This is a genomic window from Actinacidiphila paucisporea (genome assembly GCF_900142575.1).
GTDB classification, from domain to species: Bacteria; Actinomycetota; Actinomycetes; order Streptomycetales; family Streptomycetaceae; genus Actinacidiphila; species Actinacidiphila paucisporea.
In genome coordinates, this window is the sequence record NZ_FRBI01000021.1 from 81652 (window position 1) to 100291 (window position 18640).

15 protein-coding genes and 1 pseudogene are annotated in these 18640 nt (G+C 73.3%); 11 read left to right on the top strand and 5 right to left on the bottom strand.

The features are described 5' to 3' along the window. Window positions 1-119 precede the first annotated feature (119 nt). Window positions 120-1631 carry an aldehyde dehydrogenase family protein gene (locus tag BUE44_RS26170; protein ID WP_079190098.1) on the top strand — a complete coding sequence of 504 codons (1512 nt, stop codon included), beginning with the start codon at window positions 120-122 and terminating at the stop codon, window positions 1629-1631. Window positions 1632-1781: 150 nt separating this feature from the next. Beyond that, entirely contained in the window at window positions 1782-2864 is a 1083-nt protein-coding gene (locus BUE44_RS26175; protein WP_073501456.1) for a zinc-binding dehydrogenase, read from the top strand. A gap of 79 nt (window positions 2865-2943) precedes the next feature. Here the strand turns inward: BUE44_RS26175 and BUE44_RS26180 are convergent, their stop codons facing one another. After that, complete coding sequence (locus BUE44_RS26180; protein WP_073501457.1) at window positions 2944-3489, bottom strand: DUF402 domain-containing protein; 546 nt, start codon at window positions 3487-3489, stop codon at window positions 2944-2946. 85 nt (window positions 3490-3574) lie between these two features. Then, on the bottom strand, window positions 3575-4246 hold the full coding sequence (locus BUE44_RS26185) for a TetR/AcrR family transcriptional regulator (protein ID WP_200804521.1): 672 nt from the start codon (window positions 4244-4246) through the stop codon (window positions 3575-3577). A gap of 107 nt (window positions 4247-4353) precedes the next feature. Between BUE44_RS26185 and BUE44_RS26190 the strand changes: the two genes are divergently transcribed. Both BUE44_RS26190 and BUE44_RS26195 read left to right on the top strand, forming a co-directional pair. Further along, window positions 4354-5514, top strand: a complete 1161-nt coding sequence (locus BUE44_RS26190) for an acyl-CoA dehydrogenase family protein (protein WP_407640061.1) — start codon at window positions 4354-4356, stop codon at window positions 5512-5514. 84 nt (window positions 5515-5598) lie between these two features. Beyond that, a pseudogene (locus BUE44_RS26195) lies at window positions 5599-6207 on the top strand (TetR/AcrR family transcriptional regulator); the annotation flags it as partial. 155 nt (window positions 6208-6362) lie between these two features. Here BUE44_RS26195 and BUE44_RS26200 read toward each other — a convergent pair. After that, window positions 6363-6827: a MaoC family dehydratase gene (locus BUE44_RS26200; protein ID WP_073501459.1), complete on the bottom strand. Its 465-nt coding sequence runs from the start codon at window positions 6825-6827 to the stop codon at window positions 6363-6365. A gap of 67 nt (window positions 6828-6894) precedes the next feature. Continuing rightward, the gene (locus BUE44_RS26205) at window positions 6895-7929 is read right to left on the bottom strand and encodes an LLM class flavin-dependent oxidoreductase (protein ID WP_073501460.1); all 1035 of its coding nucleotides are present in this window, start codon (window positions 7927-7929) and stop codon (window positions 6895-6897) included. A 239-nt stretch (window positions 7930-8168) separates the two neighbouring features. On the opposite strand from BUE44_RS26205, the gene BUE44_RS26210 reads away from it, so the two are divergent. The 3 genes from BUE44_RS26210 (at window position 8169) to BUE44_RS26220 (ending at window position 12670) form a co-directional block, all read left to right on the top strand. Next, on the top strand, window positions 8169-9014 hold the full coding sequence (locus BUE44_RS26210; protein WP_073501461.1) for an MmyB family transcriptional regulator: 846 nt from the start codon (window positions 8169-8171) through the stop codon (window positions 9012-9014). 40 nt (window positions 9015-9054) lie between these two features. Continuing rightward, window positions 9055-9849, top strand: a complete 795-nt coding sequence (locus tag BUE44_RS26215; protein ID WP_073501462.1) for an SAM-dependent methyltransferase — start codon at window positions 9055-9057, stop codon at window positions 9847-9849. 70 nt (window positions 9850-9919) lie between these two features. Continuing rightward, entirely contained in the window at window positions 9920-12670 is a 2751-nt protein-coding gene (locus BUE44_RS26220; protein ID WP_073501463.1) for a penicillin acylase family protein, read from the top strand. A gap of 208 nt (window positions 12671-12878) precedes the next feature. Here the strand turns inward: BUE44_RS26220 and BUE44_RS26225 are convergent, their stop codons facing one another. Further along, on the bottom strand, window positions 12879-14123 hold the full coding sequence (locus BUE44_RS26225; RefSeq protein WP_200804522.1) for a serine-threonine protein kinase: 1245 nt from the start codon (window positions 14121-14123) through the stop codon (window positions 12879-12881). Between the two features lie 235 nt (window positions 14124-14358). Here BUE44_RS26225 and BUE44_RS26230 point away from each other — a divergent pair, with 235 nt between their 5' ends. From BUE44_RS26230 to BUE44_RS26245, 4 genes are read left to right on the top strand one after another with little or no spacing between them, the layout of a single operon-like run. Next, on the top strand, window positions 14359-15144 hold the full coding sequence (locus BUE44_RS26230) for an SDR family oxidoreductase (protein ID WP_073501500.1): 786 nt from the start codon (window positions 14359-14361) through the stop codon (window positions 15142-15144). Continuing rightward, window positions 15141-16796, top strand: a complete 1656-nt coding sequence (locus BUE44_RS26235; RefSeq protein ID WP_073501464.1) for an AMP-binding protein — start codon at window positions 15141-15143, stop codon at window positions 16794-16796. Before BUE44_RS26230 ends, BUE44_RS26235 begins: the two co-directional genes overlap by 4 nt. Window positions 16797-16846: 50 nt before the next feature. Next, window positions 16847-17518 (top strand): TetR/AcrR family transcriptional regulator, encoded by a 672-nt coding sequence (locus BUE44_RS26240; RefSeq protein WP_073501465.1) that lies wholly within the window; start codon window positions 16847-16849, stop codon window positions 17516-17518. Window positions 17519-17537: 19 nt separating this feature from the next. Beyond that, the gene (locus BUE44_RS26245) at window positions 17538-18521 is read left to right on the top strand and encodes an NADPH:quinone oxidoreductase family protein (protein WP_200804523.1); all 984 of its coding nucleotides are present in this window, start codon (window positions 17538-17540) and stop codon (window positions 18519-18521) included. The last annotated feature ends 119 nt before the right edge of the window (window positions 18522-18640 follow it).

Below are 18640 nucleotides of genomic sequence, written 5' to 3' on the forward strand. Positions count from 1 at the left end.
GCGCCCGTGTCGGGCCCACGGGTGACCGAGGGCATACGACGGGCCCTGGCGACGTAAAACTATCGGCGCTAGTTTGGGCGTCGACGCAGCGGTGACTCGGAAGGCGGCAGGTGGACGGCATGGCTCAGGGCGGCGGCACGGACAGGGCGGACGCGGCAGGCGGCGCGGAGCCGGCGGAAGACGCGGACCGGGCAGGAGACGTGGACCAGGCGGGCGGCGGGGCCGGCATCCACCGCGGGCGGGAGGCGGTCTTCATCGGTGGCGCGTGGCGCCCCGCCGCCACCGACGGCACGATCGACGTCGTGAATCCGGCCACCGAGCAGGTCATCGGACGCGTGCCGGCCGGCACCGCGCAGGACGTGGACGCCGCCGTGACCGCCGCCCGCGCGGCGCTGCCCGGCTGGGCGGCCACCCCGCCCGACGAGCGTGCCGCCGTCCTCGGCGCAGCACGCGACCTGCTCGCCGCGCGCCGGGAGGAGATCGCCGCCACCGTGTCGGCCGAGCTGGGCGCGCCGATGGCCTTCGCCACCGCCGTGCACGCCGACCTGCCCACCGCCGTGATGGCCTCCTATGCCGAGCTGGCCGCGGCCCACCCCTTCGAGGAGCGGGTCGGCAATTCCCGGGTGCTCCAGGAGCCGGTCGGCGTGGTGGGCGCGATCACCCCGTGGAATTACCCGCTGCACCAGATCGTCGCCAAGGTCGCCCCCGCCCTCGCCGCCGGCTGCACGGTGGTGCTCAAGCCCGCCGAGGACACCCCGCTGGTGGCGCAGCTCTTCACCGACATCCTGGCCGCGGCGGGTCTGCCCGCCGGAGTCTTCAACCTGGTCACCGGACTCGGCCCGGTCGCGGGCCAGGCGCTCGCCGAGCACCCGGGTGTGGACCTGGTGTCCTTCACCGGCTCCACCGCGGTGGGACGGCAGATCGGCGCGACGGCGGGAGCCGCCGTCAAGCGCGTCGCCCTGGAGCTGGGCGGCAAGTCGGCGAACGTGATCCTGCCGGGCGCCGACCTGGCCCGCGCCGTCAACGTCGGACTGGCCAATGTCTTCGCCAACTCCGGCCAGACGTGCAGCGCCTGGACGCGGATACTGGTGGACGCCGCCCGTTACGACGAGGCCGTCGCCATCGCCACGGCCTCCGCCGCCAAGTACGTGCCGGGCGACAGGCTCGGCCCGGTCGTCAATGCCAAGCAGCGCGACCGGGTGCGCGGCTACATCCGGCGCGGCGTCGACGAGGGCGCCAGGATCGTGGCCGGCGGCCCCGACGCCCCCGAGGGCCTGGAGGCCGGCTACTACGTCCGGCCCACCGTCTTCGCCGACGTCGAGCCCGCTATGGCGATCGCCCAGGAGGAGATCTTCGGCCCGGTCGTCGTCATGATCCGCTACGAGGACGAGGAGGACGCGCTGCGGATCGCCAACGGCACGGTCTACGGGCTGGCAGGCGCGGTCTGGGGCGCCGACGAGGAGTCCGCTGTCGCCTTCGCGCGGCGGATGGACACCGGCCAGGTGGACATCAACGGCGGCCGGTTCAACCCGCAGGCGCCCTTCGGCGGCTACAAGCAGTCCGGGGTGGGCCGCGAGCTGGGCGCGCACGGCCTGGCGGAATACCTCCAGACGAAGTCGCTGCAGTTCTGACGCCGGGGGCGGCCCCGGGCCAGTCCGGGACCCGCCGTCCCGGCCCGCCCGTCCCGACCGTCCCGACCGGGACAGGACAGGCCACCGAGGCGCCCCGTACCGCTGACGTACCGACAAAGAGACACATCCCCGCACCGATCAGGAGACCCCGTGGTCCGCGCAGCCGTCCTGCCAGCCGTCAACGCGCCGCTGGTCGTCACCGAGATCGACCTGCCGGAACCGGGCCCCGGCCAGGTGCGGGTGCGGCTCGCCGCCGCGGGCGTCTGCCACTCCGACCTCTCGCTGTCCAACGGCACGCTGCGCCAGCCGGTCCCGGCCGTGCTCGGCCATGAGGGCGCCGGCACGGTCGTCGCCGTCGGCGACGGCGTCGACCGGGTGGCACCCGGCGACAAGGTGGTGCTCAACTGGGCCCCCGCCTGCGGCAGCTGCCACTTCTGCGGGCTCGGCGAAGTGTGGCTGTGCGCCAACTCCGGCAATGCCGCTGCCGCTCCTTACGCCACCCTCGCCGCCGACGGCAGCGCGCTGCACCCGGGCCTGGGCACCGCCGTCTTCGCCGAGGAGACCGTGGTCGCCGCCGGGGCCGTCCTCCCGTTGCCCGACGGCGTGCCGCTGACCGACGCCGCCCTGCTCGGCTGCGCGGTGCTCACCGGCTACGGAGCCGTGCACCATTCCGCGGCCGTACGCCCCGGCGAGTCGGTGGCCGTCTACGGCGTCGGCGGGGTCGGTCTCGCGGTGCTGCAGTCCGCCAGGATCGCGGGAGCGGGGCGGATCATCGCCGTCGACGTCGCCCCCGGCAAGGAGGAGCTGGCGATCGCCGCCGGCGCCACCGACTTCGTCGTCGCGGGCGAGGACACGGCCAAGCGGGTCCGCGGCCTCACCGGCGGCCACGGCGCCGACGTCGCCGTCGAGTGCGTGGGCCGGGCCGACACCATCCGCACCGCCTGGTCCTCCACGCGGCGCGGCGGCCGTACGACCGTGGTCGGCATCGGCGGCCAGGACCAGAAAGTCATCTTCTCGGCGCTGGAACTGTTCTACTTCGGCCGGACGTTGTCAGGGTGCGTGTACGGCAATTGCGACCCGACGCAGGATCTCCCCGTCCTCGCCGGGCACGTACGCGAGGGCCGCCTCGACCTGTCCGGCATGGTCACCGAGCACATCGGCCTTGACGGCATCCCAGCCGCGTTCGAGGCGATGACCGCGGGACGCGGCGGTAGGGCGCTGATCGTCTTCTGAGCGCCCGACCGCCGCCCCGTGGCCCCAAACGGTCCGGCGCACCCGGACGGCCCCTCGGGGCTCGGGCCGTCCGCGAGGCCTACGCCGTCCCGCCCACCATCGCCAGCCACGCCTGGTGCGCCCCGGCGAAGGGCCCCCGGGCCCGTGCGATGGCGTCCATCAGCCAGTCGGCCGACTCCTGGGCCGCGGTGACCACGTCGGCCGGGTAGCCGTAGCGCACCTGGTGCTCGGCGAACTCGTCCTCGTCGACCAGGATCGGCTCCCGGGTGGCCCGCCTGAGCAGTACGTCGAGGTCGAGGTCGACCATGGTGACCTCGTCCGGCGACGGCCAGTGCGGCGGGGTGGTGATGTCGCAGTAGATCTCGGTCTTTCGCGGTGCCCCGTTGAAGGTCGCGGTCCACCACGCCTCGCGCGGGAAGAGCAGCACGTGGGGCTCGGGGATCGGTATCTCGTAGCTGTGGCCCTTGCGCGTCACGCCGCCCGCGGGCAGGCCCAGCCATATCCCGTGCGCGTCCTCGCCGAGGCGGCGCATCCGCAGATTCCAGTGCAATGTGCCGTCGTATTTGCGGTAGTTGACCTGGACGAGCCGCTGCGTGGCCGCCGGGGACGAATCCGTTGTCGACATGGTGCCATCCTGTCAGTCGCCGCCGCCCGCCCGTCAGCCGTCGGCCCCCACCGGCCCGCAAGCCGTCGGCCTGACCCCCCGCTCGTCAGCCGCCTGTCCCCGCCGGCCGGTCCGCGGCGTCCGCGTCGGCATATTGGAGCGCCAGTCCGTCGAGCAGCGCCCGCAGGCCGGTCTCGAAGGCGCCCTCGTCGATCCGCTCGCGGTTCCTGGCCAGGAGGTGGGCCTGCCCCAGGTGCGGGTAGTCGGCGGGGTCGTAGGCGTCCGCGTCGCCCACGAAGCCGCCCGCGAAGGAGCCGAGCGCGGAGCCGGTGACGAAGTAGCGCATCAGGGCGCCGATATGGGTGGCCTGGGCCGGCGGCCAGCCCGCCTCCACCATGCCGCCGAAGACGGCGTCGGCCATGCGCAGGCCCGCCGGGCGCAAACCGGGGCCGGTGGCGAGGAAGGGGACGATGTTGGGGTGCTCGGTCAGGGCCGCGCGGTAGGAGCGGCCCCAGTCGAGCAGGGCCTGCCGCCAGTCCCGGTCGCCGCCGAACATCGACAGGTCGACCTGGTCGACCACCGCGTCGGCGACCGCGTCGAGTATCGCCTCCTTGGTGGCGAAGTGGTTGTAGAGCGAGGGCCCGCTGACACCCAGTTCCGCCGCCAGTCGCCGGGTGGACAGCGCCGCCAGACCCTCGCCGTCGATGAGCGCGAGCGCCGCCGTCACGATGCGGTCGCGGCTGAGCAGGGGCTTGCGGGGGCGGGCCATGCGGCACATAGTAGGGGCTGCCGACTGAAAACTAGCGATGGTAGTTTCGAGCGGGACGAGCACGAGCGGGACGAGCACGAGCGGGAACGCGGTGAGGGTGCGGTGAGGGAGCGGATATGGCAGTGAACTTCGGGCTGTCCGCGGAGCAGTCCGCCATCAAGGCCCTGGCCAGGGACTTCACCGACCGGGAGGTCGCCCCCCATGCCGCGGAGTGGGACCGCGCGGAGGCCGTGGACCGCGCGATCGTCAAGAAGCTCGGCGCGGTCGGCTTCCTCGGCTTGACCATTGCCGAGGAATACGGCGGCTCCGGCGGCGACCACCTGGCATATTGCCTCGTCACCGAGGAGCTGGGCCGGGCGGACTCGTCCGTGCGCGGCATCGTGTCCGTCTCGCTCGGCCTGGTCGCCAAGTCGATCGCGCACTGGGGCACCGAGCAGCAGAAACAGGCGTGGCTGCCGCGGCTGACCTCCGGGGAGGCGATCGGCTGCTTCGGTCTCACCGAGCCGGGCACCGGCTCCGACGCGGCGAACCTGACCACCCGCGCGGTGCGCGACGGGGACGCGTACGTCATCACCGGCGGCAAGACCTTCATCACCAACGGGACCTGGGCCGACGTCGTGCTGCTCTTCGCCCGCACCGGCAGCGCCGAGGACGGGCACCGCGGCGTCAGCGCCTTCCTGGTGCCCACCGACACGCCGGGTCTCACCCGCCGCGCCATCCACGGCAAGCTCGGCCTGCGCGGCCAGGCGACGGCCGAGATCGTGCTCGACGGCGCGAGGGTGCCCGCGGACACCCTGCTGGGGCCCGAGGGCAAGGGCTTCTCGGTGGCGATGTCGGCGCTGGCCAAGGGCCGGATGTCGGTCGCGGCCGGCTGCGTCGGCATCGCGCAGGCGTGCCTGGACGCGGCGGTCGGCTACGCCGGGCAGCGCGAGCAGTTCGGGTCGCCGATCGCCGGGCACCAGCTGGTGCAGGAGATGCTCGCCGACATCGCGGTCGACGTGGCCACCTCCCGGCTGCTGACCTGGCAGGTCGCCGACCTGATCGACCGCGGGCAGCCGTTCGCGACCGAGTCGTCGCTGGCCAAGCTGCACGCCAGCGAGGTGGCGGTGCGCTGCGCGAACAACGCGCTCCAGGTCTTCGGCGGCTACGGCTACATCGACGAGTACCCGGTCGGCAAGCTGCTGCGGGACGCCCGCGTCATGACCCTCTACGAGGGCACGAGCCAGATACACAAGCTGCTGATCGGCCGGTCGCTCACCGGCGTGTCGGCCTTCTGAGCCGTACGGCACCGACGCTAAGCGCTTGCTCACCCGGCAGGTAGGGTGTGACCCTGTCAACCGACCGGGTCAGAGGAGCGTGTGATGAGTGCGGAGGCGGCAACCGGCGAGGCGTGGGAGGACATCACCCCCGACGCCGCCAGGCGGCTGGTGGTCGCCGCGGTGCAGGCGTTCGCAGAACGCGGCTACCACGCCACCACCACCCGGGACATCGCGGGGCGGGCCGGGATGAGCCCGGCGGCGCTGTACATCCACTACAAGACCAAGGAAGAGCTGCTCTACCAGATCAGCCGGGTCGGCCATCAGCGCTCGCTGGACATGCTCCGCGAGGCGCGGGACGGCGGGGGCAGCGCCGCCGACCGGCTCGCCGCGGCCGTGCGCGCCTTCGTCCGCTGGCACGCCGAGCACCACACCACCGGGCGGGTGGTGCAGTACGAACTCGGCGCGCTCGCCCCCGACCACTACGGCGAGATCGTCGCGCTGCGGCGGCAGAGCGAGGACGCGATCCGCGCGATCGTCGCCGAGGGGGTGGCCGCCGGCGAGTTCGACGTGCCCGAGGTGCCCGGCACCACGCTGGCCGTCCTGTCGCTGTGCATCGACGTGGCCCGCTGGTTCAACCCGGCCGGCCGCCGTACGCCCGACGAGGTCGGCGCGCTCTACGCCGACCTCGTGCTGCGGATGGTCCGCGCGGAAGGCGGGCCGGTGGCCGACCGGGACCGGCCCGAGGCGGGCGACGGCGGCCTGCAGGCCGTTCAGGACCTGCCGGACCCGCCGGAAACTGCCGACCGGCGGCGGTCCGATCAGCAGTAGGTCCGACCAGCGGTACGTACGGTCAGCGGGAAGTACGGTCAGAGGTAGAAGCGGGCCACCGTCTCGGCCACGCACACCGGCTTGTCGCCGCCCTCGCGTTCGATCGTCACCCGGGTCACCAGTTGCATGCCGCCCCCGACTTCGGTCAGCTCCGCCACCACCGCGGTCGCCCGCAGCCGGGAGCCGACGGGCACGGGGGAGGGGAAGCGCACCTTGTTGACGCCGTAGTTGACGCCCATCCGCACGCCCTCGACCCGGAAGAGCCGCGGGGTCAGTGACGGGATGAGCGACAGCGTCAGGAAGCCGTGCGCGATCGTCGTACCGAACGGGCCGCCGGCCGCGCGCTCCGGGTCGACATGGATCCACTGGTGGTCACCGGTCGCCTCGGCGAAGGCGTCGATACGCTTCTGGTCGATATCCAGCCAGTCCGTCCAGCCGAGCTGCTCGCCGACGGCGGCCCGCAGCTCGTCGGGCGAAGCGAAGACGCGGGGCTGCTGGGACATGGTCGAGGCCTCCGGGGTCCATAGGTTTCCAAGCGCTTGCTCAGCATGGTTCCGGTGGCCCCGACTGTCAACGCCGCCGCACGCCCCCTGCGTCCGGCCGCACGCCCCCCGCGTCCGGCCGCACGCCCGCCGTGCCCGGCCCGTCGCCCAGGTTCGGAAGCAGCGCGTTCAGCGCGGGCCGCAGTGCCACCAGCCGGTCCAGCTGGGCCGCCTGGGCCGGGATGTCGAGGACGGCGACGCGCAGGACCAGATGCCGCGCCCCCTCGGCCACATAGCGGCCCAACTGCTCCACCACCGCCTCCGGCGTGCCCGCCGCCACCGCCTGGATCTTCTCCATCTCCTCGACCGGCAGCCCGTAGTTGGCCCGCGCGTACGTGTCCAGGGCCGCGCGTCCGCCGTCCGCCGCGCCGGTGATCAGGGTGTTCACGAACAGCGCCGGCGTGATCGGGGCCTCCCCGCGGCCCGCCTCGCCGGCGGCGGTACGGATCGCGGCCAGCCCCTGGCCGTAGGCGGCCGGGTCCGGGGGATACGGCAGCCAGCCGTCGTAGAGGCGCCCGGCGCGGGCCAGCGCGGCAGGGGTGGCGCCGCCGAGCCACACCGGCGGGCCGCCCGGGCGGAAGGTGCGGGTGCCGGGTGCGATGTCGTCGAAGTGCAGCACCTCGCCGTGGTAGGACACCGGCCCCTCACCGGTCCACAGCCGGCGCCACAGCTCCACGGTCTCGTCCAGCCGCCGGAAGCGCCGCGGCCACGGGGTGCCGACCATCGCGTAGACCGGCTGCCCGAAGCGGCCGGGGAATCCGGCGCCGACGCCCAGCACCAGCCGCCCGCCGGACAGCAGGTCGACCGAGGCGATGGTCTGCGCGGCCTGGACGGGCGTACGCAGCGCGGGCAGCAGGGCACCGGTGCCCAGCGTCACGCGGTCGGTCACGGCGGCGAGCGCGGCCAGCACGGTGAGCGCTTCGAGGCGCGGGGTGAGCAGCGAGTCGGTGGCCCACAGCGAGTCGAAGCCGGTGCGTTCGGCGCGTACCCCGAAGGAGACGGCCTCCCGGGGGTCGGTGTGCGCGCTCCATTGGGCCTTCGTGCTGGGTACGAAGACGCCCATGCGTACGGTGTCGGCTTCGGCCTCGGTCCCGGCGGCCGCGTCTTCGGGGCTTGCGGTGACTCGGAGGCTGCCAGGACCGGCAGGGCTTCCGGTGCCTCCCGTCCCTCCCGTCCCTCCGGTGCTTGCGGTGCTTGTGGTGTAGGTGCTTGTCATACGCCCGAGGGTGCGCGGCCGCGGGCATCGCCTCAATTCCCGGCAGGGAATGGCCGCTGCTCACCCCACCGGGTTAGAAAGGAGCCGTGGACGCCCCTCGGACCCTCGCCCCGGCCGCCGCCCAGCCCTTCCCGCAGGCGCTGCGCGCCAGCCGCAGCCGCCGCCGGCTGAGCCAGCTGGAGCTGGCGCTGCGCGCGGGCACCACCCAGCGGCACATCAGCTTCATCGAGAACGGCAGGTCGGCACCGGGGCGGGCGCTCGTCGCCCGGATCGCCGACTCGCTCGCCCTGCCGCTGCGGGAGCGCAACGGCCTGCTGCTGGCCGCCGGATACGCGCCGGTGCACCCGCAGCGCGACCTCGACGATCCGGCGCTGGCCCCGGCGCTCGAAGCGCTCGACCACATCCTGACCGGCCACCTGCCCTATCCGGCGATCATCGTGGACCGCTACGGGGAGCTGGTCGGTGCCAACTCCGCCTTCGGGGTGATGACCGAGGGCGCCGATCCCGCGCTGCTCGGGCCGCGGGCGAACATCCTGCGGCTGGCGCTGCACCCGGCGGGCATGGCGCCACGCATCCGCAACTTCCCGCAGTGGGCCCGCCATGTCATCGAGGCGCTGCGCGAGGAGCAGCGGCGCAATCCCGACGACCGGCTGGCGGCGCTGCACGACGAACTCGTCGGCTATGTACCGCCGCTGACGCCGTCGCCCGGCGCCGCGGCAGGACAGGGAGCGGGCCCGAGGGCGGGCGCCGAGGACGTACTCGGCTTCGCCGTGCCCATGGAGCTGGATTCGGCCGGCCGCGGACTGCTGCGGCTGATGACCACCGTCGCGGTCTTCGCCACCGCGGCGGACGTCACCATTGCCGAGCTGAAGCTGGAGGCCTTCCTGCCGGCCGACCGCGCCACGGCGGACGCGCTGCGGAAGGATGCCTGAAGGACCGGCGGGAGCGCCGGGCACATGACCGAGGAGCCGTATGAGCCTGCGCCACCACGAGATCGCCGAATCCCGGCACCGCATCCTCAATCCCATCACCGAGGACAAGCTGATGCTGCTCGGTGACATCTGCCGGTTGGAGCCCGGGCAGCGGCAGCTCGACCTGGCGTGCGGCAAGGGCGAGATGCTCACCCGGTGGGCGCAGAAGTACGGCACCGGTGGGGTCGGCGTCGACCTCAGCGAGGTCTTCCTGACCGCTGCCAGGGAGCGGGCGGCCGAACTCGGCGTCTCCGAAAGGGTGAGTTTCGAGCGCGGCGACGCAGGAGCGTACGAGGCCGAGCCCGGTGCCTTCGACGTGGTGTCCTGTGTCGGCGCCACCTGGATCGGCGGCGGCCTGGCCGGGACCGTTGACCTGCTGCGCCCCGCCATGCGGCCCGGCGGCCTGATGCTGATCGGCGAGCCGTACTGGACCGAGCCCGCCCCCGAGGGCGCGCTGGAGGCGATGGGTGCGGAGGCCGACGACTTCACCTCGCTGGTCGGCACCCTGGACCGGTTCGAGGCGGCGGGCATGGAGCTGCTGGAGATGGTGCTTGCGGACGGCGACAGCTGGGACCGCTACGCCGCCGCGCAGTGGTTCGCGATCGCGGACTGGCTGCGCGACACCCCGGCCGACCACCCCGACGCGGCCGACATGCGCGACTTCCTTGACCACGCCCGCCGCACCCACCTGGAGTGGAACCGCCGCTATCTGGGCTGGGGCGTCTTCGTGCTGCGGGAGGCGGGGTCAAGTGCCCGCACCGATACCGGCCGAGTTGTGAGGGAACCGAAAAGCTGACGCATGTTCACCTTCCGGAGCCGGTGTACCGGCGGTAACCTCCGCGCACCGGCTTCCGGAAGGAGCAGACATGCCGCTACGGACCCCACGACGGATCGGCAGGATCGGCACGCTGAGAACGGCCACCGCTGGCGCCCTCCTCGCGCTCGCGGCGACCCTGGTGGCCCCGGTGCCACTGGCAGCGCACGCCGCAGACCCGGGCGACTACTGCGCAGGGCAGTGCGCCGACATCCTGCCGCCAGGCGAGAACGGCAACGCCACCCTTGCCGACATCCTGGCGAACAAGGCACTCGGCACCAGGCCCGCGCACACCTCGGACCAGCTCGGCCCGTACGCCGATCTCGCGAACGGCTACCAGAACCTCACCGACGCCACCATCACCTCCTTCTTCAACGACTCGTCCTTCGGCGTCCCGCCGAGCCAGGTCGCCTCCGTCTCGAGCCCGCGCTCCGACGTGACGATCACCAGGGACAAGAAGACCGGCGTGCCGCACATCAAGGGCACCACCCGGCAAGGCACCGAATTCGGCGCGGGATACGCGGCGGCGCAGGACCGGCTCTGGCTCATGGACCTCTTCCGGCACGTGGGCCGCGGCGAACTGTCGTCGTTCGCCGGCGGCGCCGCCGCAAACCGCGGCCTTGAGCAGGAGTTCTGGCGGCAGGCCCCCTACACCGAGGCCGACCTCCAGTCGCAGATCGACCAGCTCGCCAACTCCGGCGGCGCCCGTGGGCAGCAGGCCCTCGCCGACGCCCAGGCGTACATCGACGGAATCAACGCGTACATCAGCGCGTCGAAAAGCGGCCGGTATTTTCCCGGCGAATACGTGCTCACCGGGCACGTCGACGCCATCACCAACGCCGGCACCATCGACCCGTTCAAACTCACCGACCTGATCGCGCTCGCCTCGGTGGTCGGCGCGCTCTTCGGCACCGGTGGCGGCGGCGAGGTGCAGTCGGCACTGTCCCTGCTGGCCGCACAGCAGCAGTACGGCGTCACCGAGGGCACCAAGGTCTGGGAGTCGTTCCGCGAACGCGACGACCCCGAAGCGACCGCCACCGTCCACGACGGCACCAGCTTCCCGTACGCGGGCAAGCCGGCCGGCGCCCAGGGCGAGGCACTGCCCGACGCCGGCTCGGTGGTCGCCGAGCCGCTGGTCTACGACGCCACCGGCGGCGCCACCCAGACCACCACCGCGAGCCCCGGGGTGCTGCCCGGCAACCTCTTCTCCACCAAGAAGGGCATGTCCAACGCCCTGGTCGTCAGCGGCGCCCACACCGCGAGCGGCCACCCCGTCGCCGTCTTCGGCCCGCAGACCGGCTACTTCGCGCCACAGTTGCTGATGCTCCAGGAGCTGCAAGGCCCCGGAATCAGCGCCCGCGGCGCCTCCTTCGCCGGCTTGGGAATGTACGTCGAACTGGGCCGCGGCCAGGACTACGCCTGGAGCGCGACCTCCGCCTCCCAGGACGTCACCGACACCTACGCCGTGGAGCTGTGCCAGGACGCCACGCACTACGTTTTCCACGGCAATTGCGTCGCCATGGAGAAGCTGGAGCGCACCAACTCCTGGAAACCGACCCTCGCCGACTCCACCGCCGCGGGCTCCTACCGCATGCAGATATGGCGTACCGCCTATGGACCGGTCGAATACCGCGCCACGGTCGGCGGCAAAGCCGTCGCCTATACCCAGCTGCGCAGCTCCTACCGCCACGAGGCCGACTCGATCCTGGGCTTCCAGGAACTCAACGACCCCGGCTTCGTCCATGACGCGGCGTCCTTCCAGCGGGCCACGCAGGACATCAACTACACCTTCAACTGGTTCTACGCCGACTCCCGGCACACCGCGTACTACAACAGCGGCACCAACCCGGTGCGGGCCGACGGCGTGGACGCGTCCTTCCCCGTGTGGGCGCAGGCCGCGTACGACTGGCGCGGCTGGGACCCGGTGACCAACACGGCCTCCTACACGCCGCCGTCGCAACACCCGCAGTCCGTCGACCAGGACTACTACGTCTCGTGGAACAACAAGCAGGCCGCCGGCTACACGTCGGCCGGCTTCGGCAACGGCGCCGTCCACCGCGCCGACCTCCTCGACGACCGCGTCAAGGCCCTGGTCCACACGGGCGGTGTCACCAGGTCCGCACTGGTCAAGGCGATGGACGACGCCGCTCTGACCGATCTGCGCGGCGAGGACGTGCTGCCCGAACTGCTCCAGGTCATCAACAGCGCGCCTGTCACCGACCCGCAGGAGGCCACCGCCGTCCAGCAGCTGACCGCGTGGAGCGGGGCAGGCGCCAAACGCCACGAGACGTCGCCGGGCTCCCACACCTACGCGAACGCTGACGCCGTCCGCGTCATGGACGCGTGGTGGCCGCTGCTCGTCCAGGGCGAATTCCAACCGGGGCTGGGCGGCGGCCTCTACACCGCCCTCACCGCCGATCTCACCGTCGACGAGTCCCCCTCCGCCGGCCACGGGCCGACCGGCTCGCACGCCGGAAGCGCCTTCCAGTACGGCTGGTGGAGCTATGTCGACAAGGACATCCGGCAGGTGCTCGGCCGGCCGGTGGGCGGGCCGCTGGCCCGCACGTACTGCGGCGGTGGGCAGGCAAGTGCCTGCCGTGACGTGCTGCTGAACACCCTCAAGCAGGCGGCCGCCGTGCCGGCGACTTCCGTCTACCCGGGTGACGACGGGTGCGGGGCCGGCGATCAGTGGTGCGCCGACTCCATCGTCCAGCGTCCGCTGGGCGGAGTCACCGACGACCGGATCAGCTGGCAGAACCGTCCGACGTACCAGCAGGTCGTGGAATTCCCGAGCCACCGCTAGCGCGAGGCTTTTGAGGGGTGGGCGCGGTGGGGGCCGCGCCTGCCCTTGCCCGTGCGGGGCGTGAGGTCCTCCGCGGTGCCGCGGTACGGCCTGAGGTGATGGCCCCTTGCGGTGCGTTGCTTTCTACCCGGTCGTCGCGGCCGGGAAGGTGGCCGCCCTCCGTAAGGGGTAGAACCCGGGGCGCGGAGAGAGCACGCGCAGTGCACGGTCAGAGCAGGGCTGCGGCTCGGAGGGTGAGGTGGGCCAGTTCGGGGTGGCAGATGTCGCTGTGGGCGCCCGAGGGCGGGCCGCCCGTGCGGACGGTGGGGGACGCGTCGACCGTGACGCAGCCCTGGGTCGGGAAGGGGACGGTGAGGGCCGCGGAGAGCGGAAGCGCGGGGGCGGCGGGGAGGTGGTGGAAGCCGTCGTGCCCGAGTGCGCCCCAGCGGTCGTCGCCCAGGAGGGACTTGTCGTCGCCGGAGAGGCGGGACGCGAGCGGGTAGAAGACGCCGAGTGCCTGGTCGTGGGAGGAGTGGCAGGCCACGACGGGGCCGCGGACGCGGGACTGCATGCCGTCGAGGGCGCCGCCGGGGGAGTAGGCGGAGTGCGAGAAGGCGCCCTGCAGGAGGGTGACCGAGGTGACGTTGCCGGCGTCGGGCGGCAGGCCGGCGAGGGCGAAGGAGACGAGCCGGGCGCCGAAGCTGTGGCCGATCAGGTGCACCCGGGTGCCGGGTGCGCGGGTGGCCAGCAGTCCGAGCAGCGGGCCGAGGCCCGCCTTGCCGACCGTGCCGGCGCGGCCCTTCATCGTGTAATACGAGGCCTGCCGCAGCAGTTCGCGTGCCCCGCACCAGATTTTCCCGGTGAGCCCGCCCAGCAGGGGCTCGCCGCCCTGTACGCCGCAGACCGCGTCGCCCAGTGCCGCGCAGACGGTGGCCGGGTCGCCGGTGAGCAGTGCGGGCGGTGTGTCCGCGCCGTCGAGGTCCTGCGCGAGCGCCGCGGCCCGCGGTGAGGCGCAGCCGGTGAGCGTACGGACCAGGGCGGCGAATTCCGCGAGCGCGGCCGGATCGGCCGGCTGCTGTGCGAGCAGCTCCTCGATCCGGTCGGCTGCCGCCTCGTGCCCGGGCAGCACCTCTTTGAGCGTGGCGATGTCCGGGTCCCGTCCGTTCGCCACGGCCTGCCGGGGACGCGGGAAGCCCGGGATGGGCTCGTCGGAGAACCGCATGGAGGGCCAGTGGACTCCGGCATAGCCGAGGCGCAGGCCGGGGGCGCCGGCCAGCAGTGCGGGGAAGGGCGCGTAGAAGCGGTCGAAGAGGGCCGACGCGGTCGACAGGTCGTTGTTCCAGCCGTGGGTGAAGACCACGAGGTCGCTGAGGTCGGCGGCGTGCGCCAGCAGGGCGTCGCGCTGGACGGGATCGGGGTCGCCGCCCGCGTCGAAGGTCAGGTCCCAGTAGGGCTGCACGCTTGCCACGGCCATGGCTCCCCCTCGCTCCGGCGGCCGGCCGGTGGCGACCGGCGGCAGCCGAAAGGCCCGTGATTGTCCGCTCTGCGAGCATCATCCCGGTGGCCGGTGGCGGCGTCCATCCCTCCGGCGGGTGAATACGTACCGGCTACGCCACCGCGCGGGCCCGGCCCTTCCGGATTGGGTGACCGACTGCTTAGTATGCCAGGGCGGGGCAGCCCGGAGTCGAGTCGAAGGAGACACGGTTGTGGTGGTGGAAGCACTGCGCGACGCTCGAGTGGTCGTCACCGGAGCGGGCGGCGGTATCGGCGCCGCCCTTGCCCGCGCCTTCGCGGCCGAGGGCGCCCGGGTGATGGTCAACGACCTCGACGCCGACGCCGCGCACAAGGTGGCGGACGGCATCGGCGCCGCGGTCGTCGCGGGTGACGCGTCCGCGGTCGTGCCCGCCGCCCGCACCGCGCTCGGCGGCCGTATCGACGTCTTCTGCGCCAATGCCGGTGTCGGTACCGGCGGCGGGGCGGACGCCGACGACGCCGCCTGGGAGCTCGCCTGGGACGTCAACGTCATGAGCCATGTGCGGGCCGCCCGCGCCCTGCTGCCCGAATGGCTGGAGCGCGGCCGGGGCCGCTTCGTGTCCACCGTGTCAGCCGCCGGGCTGCTGACGATGATCGGCGCGGCTCCGTATTCGGTGACCAAGCACGGCGCGCTGGCCTTCGCCGAGTGGCTCTCGCTCACCTACCGCCACCGCGGCATCGCCGTGCACGCAGTCTGCCCGCAGGGCGTGCGCACCGCCATGCTGGACGGCGCGGGCGCCGCGGGCGAGCTGGTGCTCGCGCCGACCGCCATCGAGCCCGAGGACGTGGCGCGCGCCGTGCTTTCCGGTATCGCCGAGGAGCGCTTCCTGATCCTCCCGCACCCCGAGGTCGCCGACTACTACGCGGCCCGCGCGGCGGAGCCGGAACGCTGGCTCGGCGGGATGAACAAACTCCAGCGCACCTACGAGGACCTGCGGGCCAAGGCGGGTGAGGACGCATGAGCGGCTACGCCGACCAGCCCTGGCTGCGGTTCTTCACCGAGGAGCAGCGCGCCGACACCGACTACCCGCCCTCCGTGCTGCACGGATTCCTGGCCGCGGCCGAGAGCCGCCCCGACCACCGGGCGCTGGCGTATTTCGACGGCGGGCTGACGTACCGCGAACTCGACACGCTCTCCGACGGCCTGGCCCGCCACCTCGCCGACCGCGGTTTCGCGCCCGGCGAGCGGCTCGCCGTCATGCTGCAGAACGTGCCGCAGTTCGTGGTCGCGCTGCTCGCGGCCTGGAAGGCGGGCGGCGCCGTCATCCCGGTGAACCCGATGTACAAGCAGCACGAGCTGGCGCACATCCTCGCCGACGCCGGCGCGGCGGCCCTGGTCTGCTCCGAGCGCGCCTGGCAGGACTACGTACGGGCCACGGCCGCGGCCTCGCCGGTCCGTATCGCGCTCACCGCCTGCGAGCTGGACCTCCAGACCCGCGACGACGCGCGGGTGCTGACAGCGGGCCGGCTGCCCGGCGGCGACGCCGAGGACCTGCTCGCCGCCGCCCGCGCCGCGCAGGGGCCGCGCCCCGACGTCCCGCTGCCGGCCGCCGGCGACACCGCCCTGGTCAGCTACACCTCGGGCACCAGCGGACACCCCAAGGGCGCGCTGAACACCCACGGCAACATCTCCTTCAACGCCCACCGCCAGATACGCGTCCAGGAACTGCCCGCCGACGCCGTGGTCTTCGCGCTGGCCCCGCTCTTCCACATCACCGGCATGGTCTGCCAGCTCTCCGCGGCGCTGGCCGCCGGCCACACCCTGGCGCTCGCCTACCGCTTCGAACCCGGTGTCGTGCTCGACGCCTTCCGCGAGCACCGTCCCGCCTACACCGTCGGGCCCGCGACCGCCTTCATGGCGCTGCTGGCCAGGCCCGACGCCACCGCCGAGGACTTCGCGTCCTTCCGGCTGATCTCGTCCGGCGGCGCCCCGCTGCCGCCCGCCGTCGTGGAGTCCTTCCGCGCCCGCTCCGGCGGCCTCTACCTGGCCAACGGCTACGGCCTCACCGAGTGCACCGCCCCCTGCGCCAGCGTCCCGCCCGGCTACGAGGCGCCCGTCGACCCGGTCTCCGGCACGCTGGCGGTCGGCGTCCCCGGGCCCGGCACGATGGTCCGCATCATCGACGACAGCGGCGCGGAGGTGCCCTTCGGCGAGCCTGGCGAGATCGCGGTCAGCGGCCCGATGGTCGTCCCCGGCTACTGGAACCAGCCCGCCGAGTCGCGGGCCGCCATCCCCGGCGGCGAGCTGCACACCGGTGACATCGGCTTCATGGACGCCGACGGCTGGCTCTACGTCGTCGACCGCAAGAAGGACATGATCAGCGCGTCCGGCTTCAAGGTCTGGCCGCGCGAGGTCGAGGACGTGCTCTACACCCATCCCGCCGTCCGCGAGGCCGCCGTCGTGGGCATCCCCGACGCCTACCGCGGCGAGAGCGTCAAGGCGTACGTCAGCCTGCGCCCGGGCAGCGCGGCCGACCCCGCCGACCTGGTCGCCTACTGCAGGGAGCGGCTGGCGGCGTACAAATACCCGCGCCAGGTGGAGGTGCTGGCGGAACTGCCCAAGACCGCCACCGGCAAGATCCTCCGCCGCGAGCTCAAAACGGCGGCCGGATAGGGTCCGTACCGGCCGGAATGCCGGTGGGCGCTACGAGAGAGGGGCAGGTCATGGCACGCAGCACGACGAGCGACGACGGCGGTACGGGGACGGCCGCGGGCACCGGCTCCGGCGGTGCTTCCGGCGGTGCTTCCGGCGGCGGCCCGAGTGCGGCGGTGCCGGAGCGGCTGCTCGCCGAGGCCACGCGCCTGTTCGCCGAACGCGGCTACGACCGCACCTCCGTCCAGGAGATCGTCGAGGCCGCGGGGGTGACCAAGGGCGCTCTTTACCACTACTTCGGCTCCAAGGACGACCTGCTGCACGAGATCTACGCCCGGGTGCTGCGGCTCCAGACCGAACGCCTGGACACCATCGCGGCCCGCCACGAGGTCGCCGTGCCCGAACGGCTCGCGGAGGCCGCGGCCGACGTCGTGGTCACCAGCATCCAGAACCTGGACGACACGAAGATCTTCTTCCGCTCCATGCACCAGCTCAGCCCGGAGAAGCAGAAGGCGGTACGGGCCGAGCGCCGCCGCTACCACGAGCGGTTCCGCTCGCTGGTCGAGGAGGGCCAGCGCGACGGCCACTTCCGCCCCGGCCTGCGGCCCGACCTGGTGGTCGACTTCTTCTTCGGCTCCGTGCACCACCTCGGCACCTGGTACCACGCGGACGGTCCGCTGTCCGCCGAGCAGGTCGCCACCGAATTCTCCGACCTGCTGCTGCACTCGGTGCGGCAGCCCTGACCCCACCGGGAGTCCCAGCGTGAAGGCATGGCGCGTCCACCACAACGGCGAGCCGCGCGAGGCGATGCGCCTCGACGAGGTCCCCACCCCGCAGCCGGGCCCCGGCGAGGTGCTGCTGCGGGTACGGGCGGCCGGCGTCAACTTCCCCGACGCGATGCTGTGCCGCGGCGAATACCAGATCCGGCCGCCGCTGCCCTTCACGCCGGGCGTGGAGATGTGCGGTGAGGTCGCCGCGCTCGGGCCCGGGGTGACCGGACCCGAGGTCGGGGCCCGCGTCATCAGCCCCGCCGCGCTGCCCGGCGGAGCCTTCGCCGAATACGCCGTCGTGCCCGCCGCGGGCGTGCTGCCCGCGCCCGAGGCGCTCGACGACGCGGAAGCCGCGGTGCTGCACATCGGCTACCAGACCGGCTGGTTCGGCCTGCACCGCAGGGCCGGCCTGCGGCCCGGCGAGACGCTGCTCGTGCACGCAGCCGCAGGCGGGGTGGGCAGCGCGGCCGTCCAGCTCGGCAAGGCCGCGGGCGCCACCGTCATCGGCGTCGTCGGCGGCCCCGACAAGGCGAAGGTGGCGCGCGAGCTGGGCGCCGACGTCGTGGTCGACCGGCACGCGGAGGACTTCGTGGCGGTCGTGAAGGAGACGACGGGCGGCCGCGGCGCCGACGTCGTCTACGACCCGGTCGGCGGGGACGCCTACACCCGCTCCACGAAGTGCATCGCCTTCGAAGGGCGGATCGTGGTCGTCGGCTTCGCGGGCGGGACGGTGCCGGCGCCCGGGCTGAACCACGCGCTGGTCAAGAACTACGCGATCCTCGGGCTGCACTGGGGGCTCTACGCGGCGCGCGAGCCCGACGCCGTGCGGCGCGCCCACGACGAGCTGACCCGGCTGGCCGCGTCCGGGGCCGTACGTCCCCTGGTCTCGGCCCGCCTTCCCCTGTCGGAGGCCGCCGAAGCCGTCACCCGCGTCTCCGCCGGCCTCACGACGGGCCGGCTGGCCCTCCTGCCCTGAGGGCGCTGGGGGCGCTGGGGCGCTGAGGGCCCTGGGGGCGTTGCCCCCGGCCTTCCCCCGGCGCCGCGCGGCCCCCGCGCCCCTGAAGGCGCTCACCCTCCGCGAAGAGGGCGAGCCGT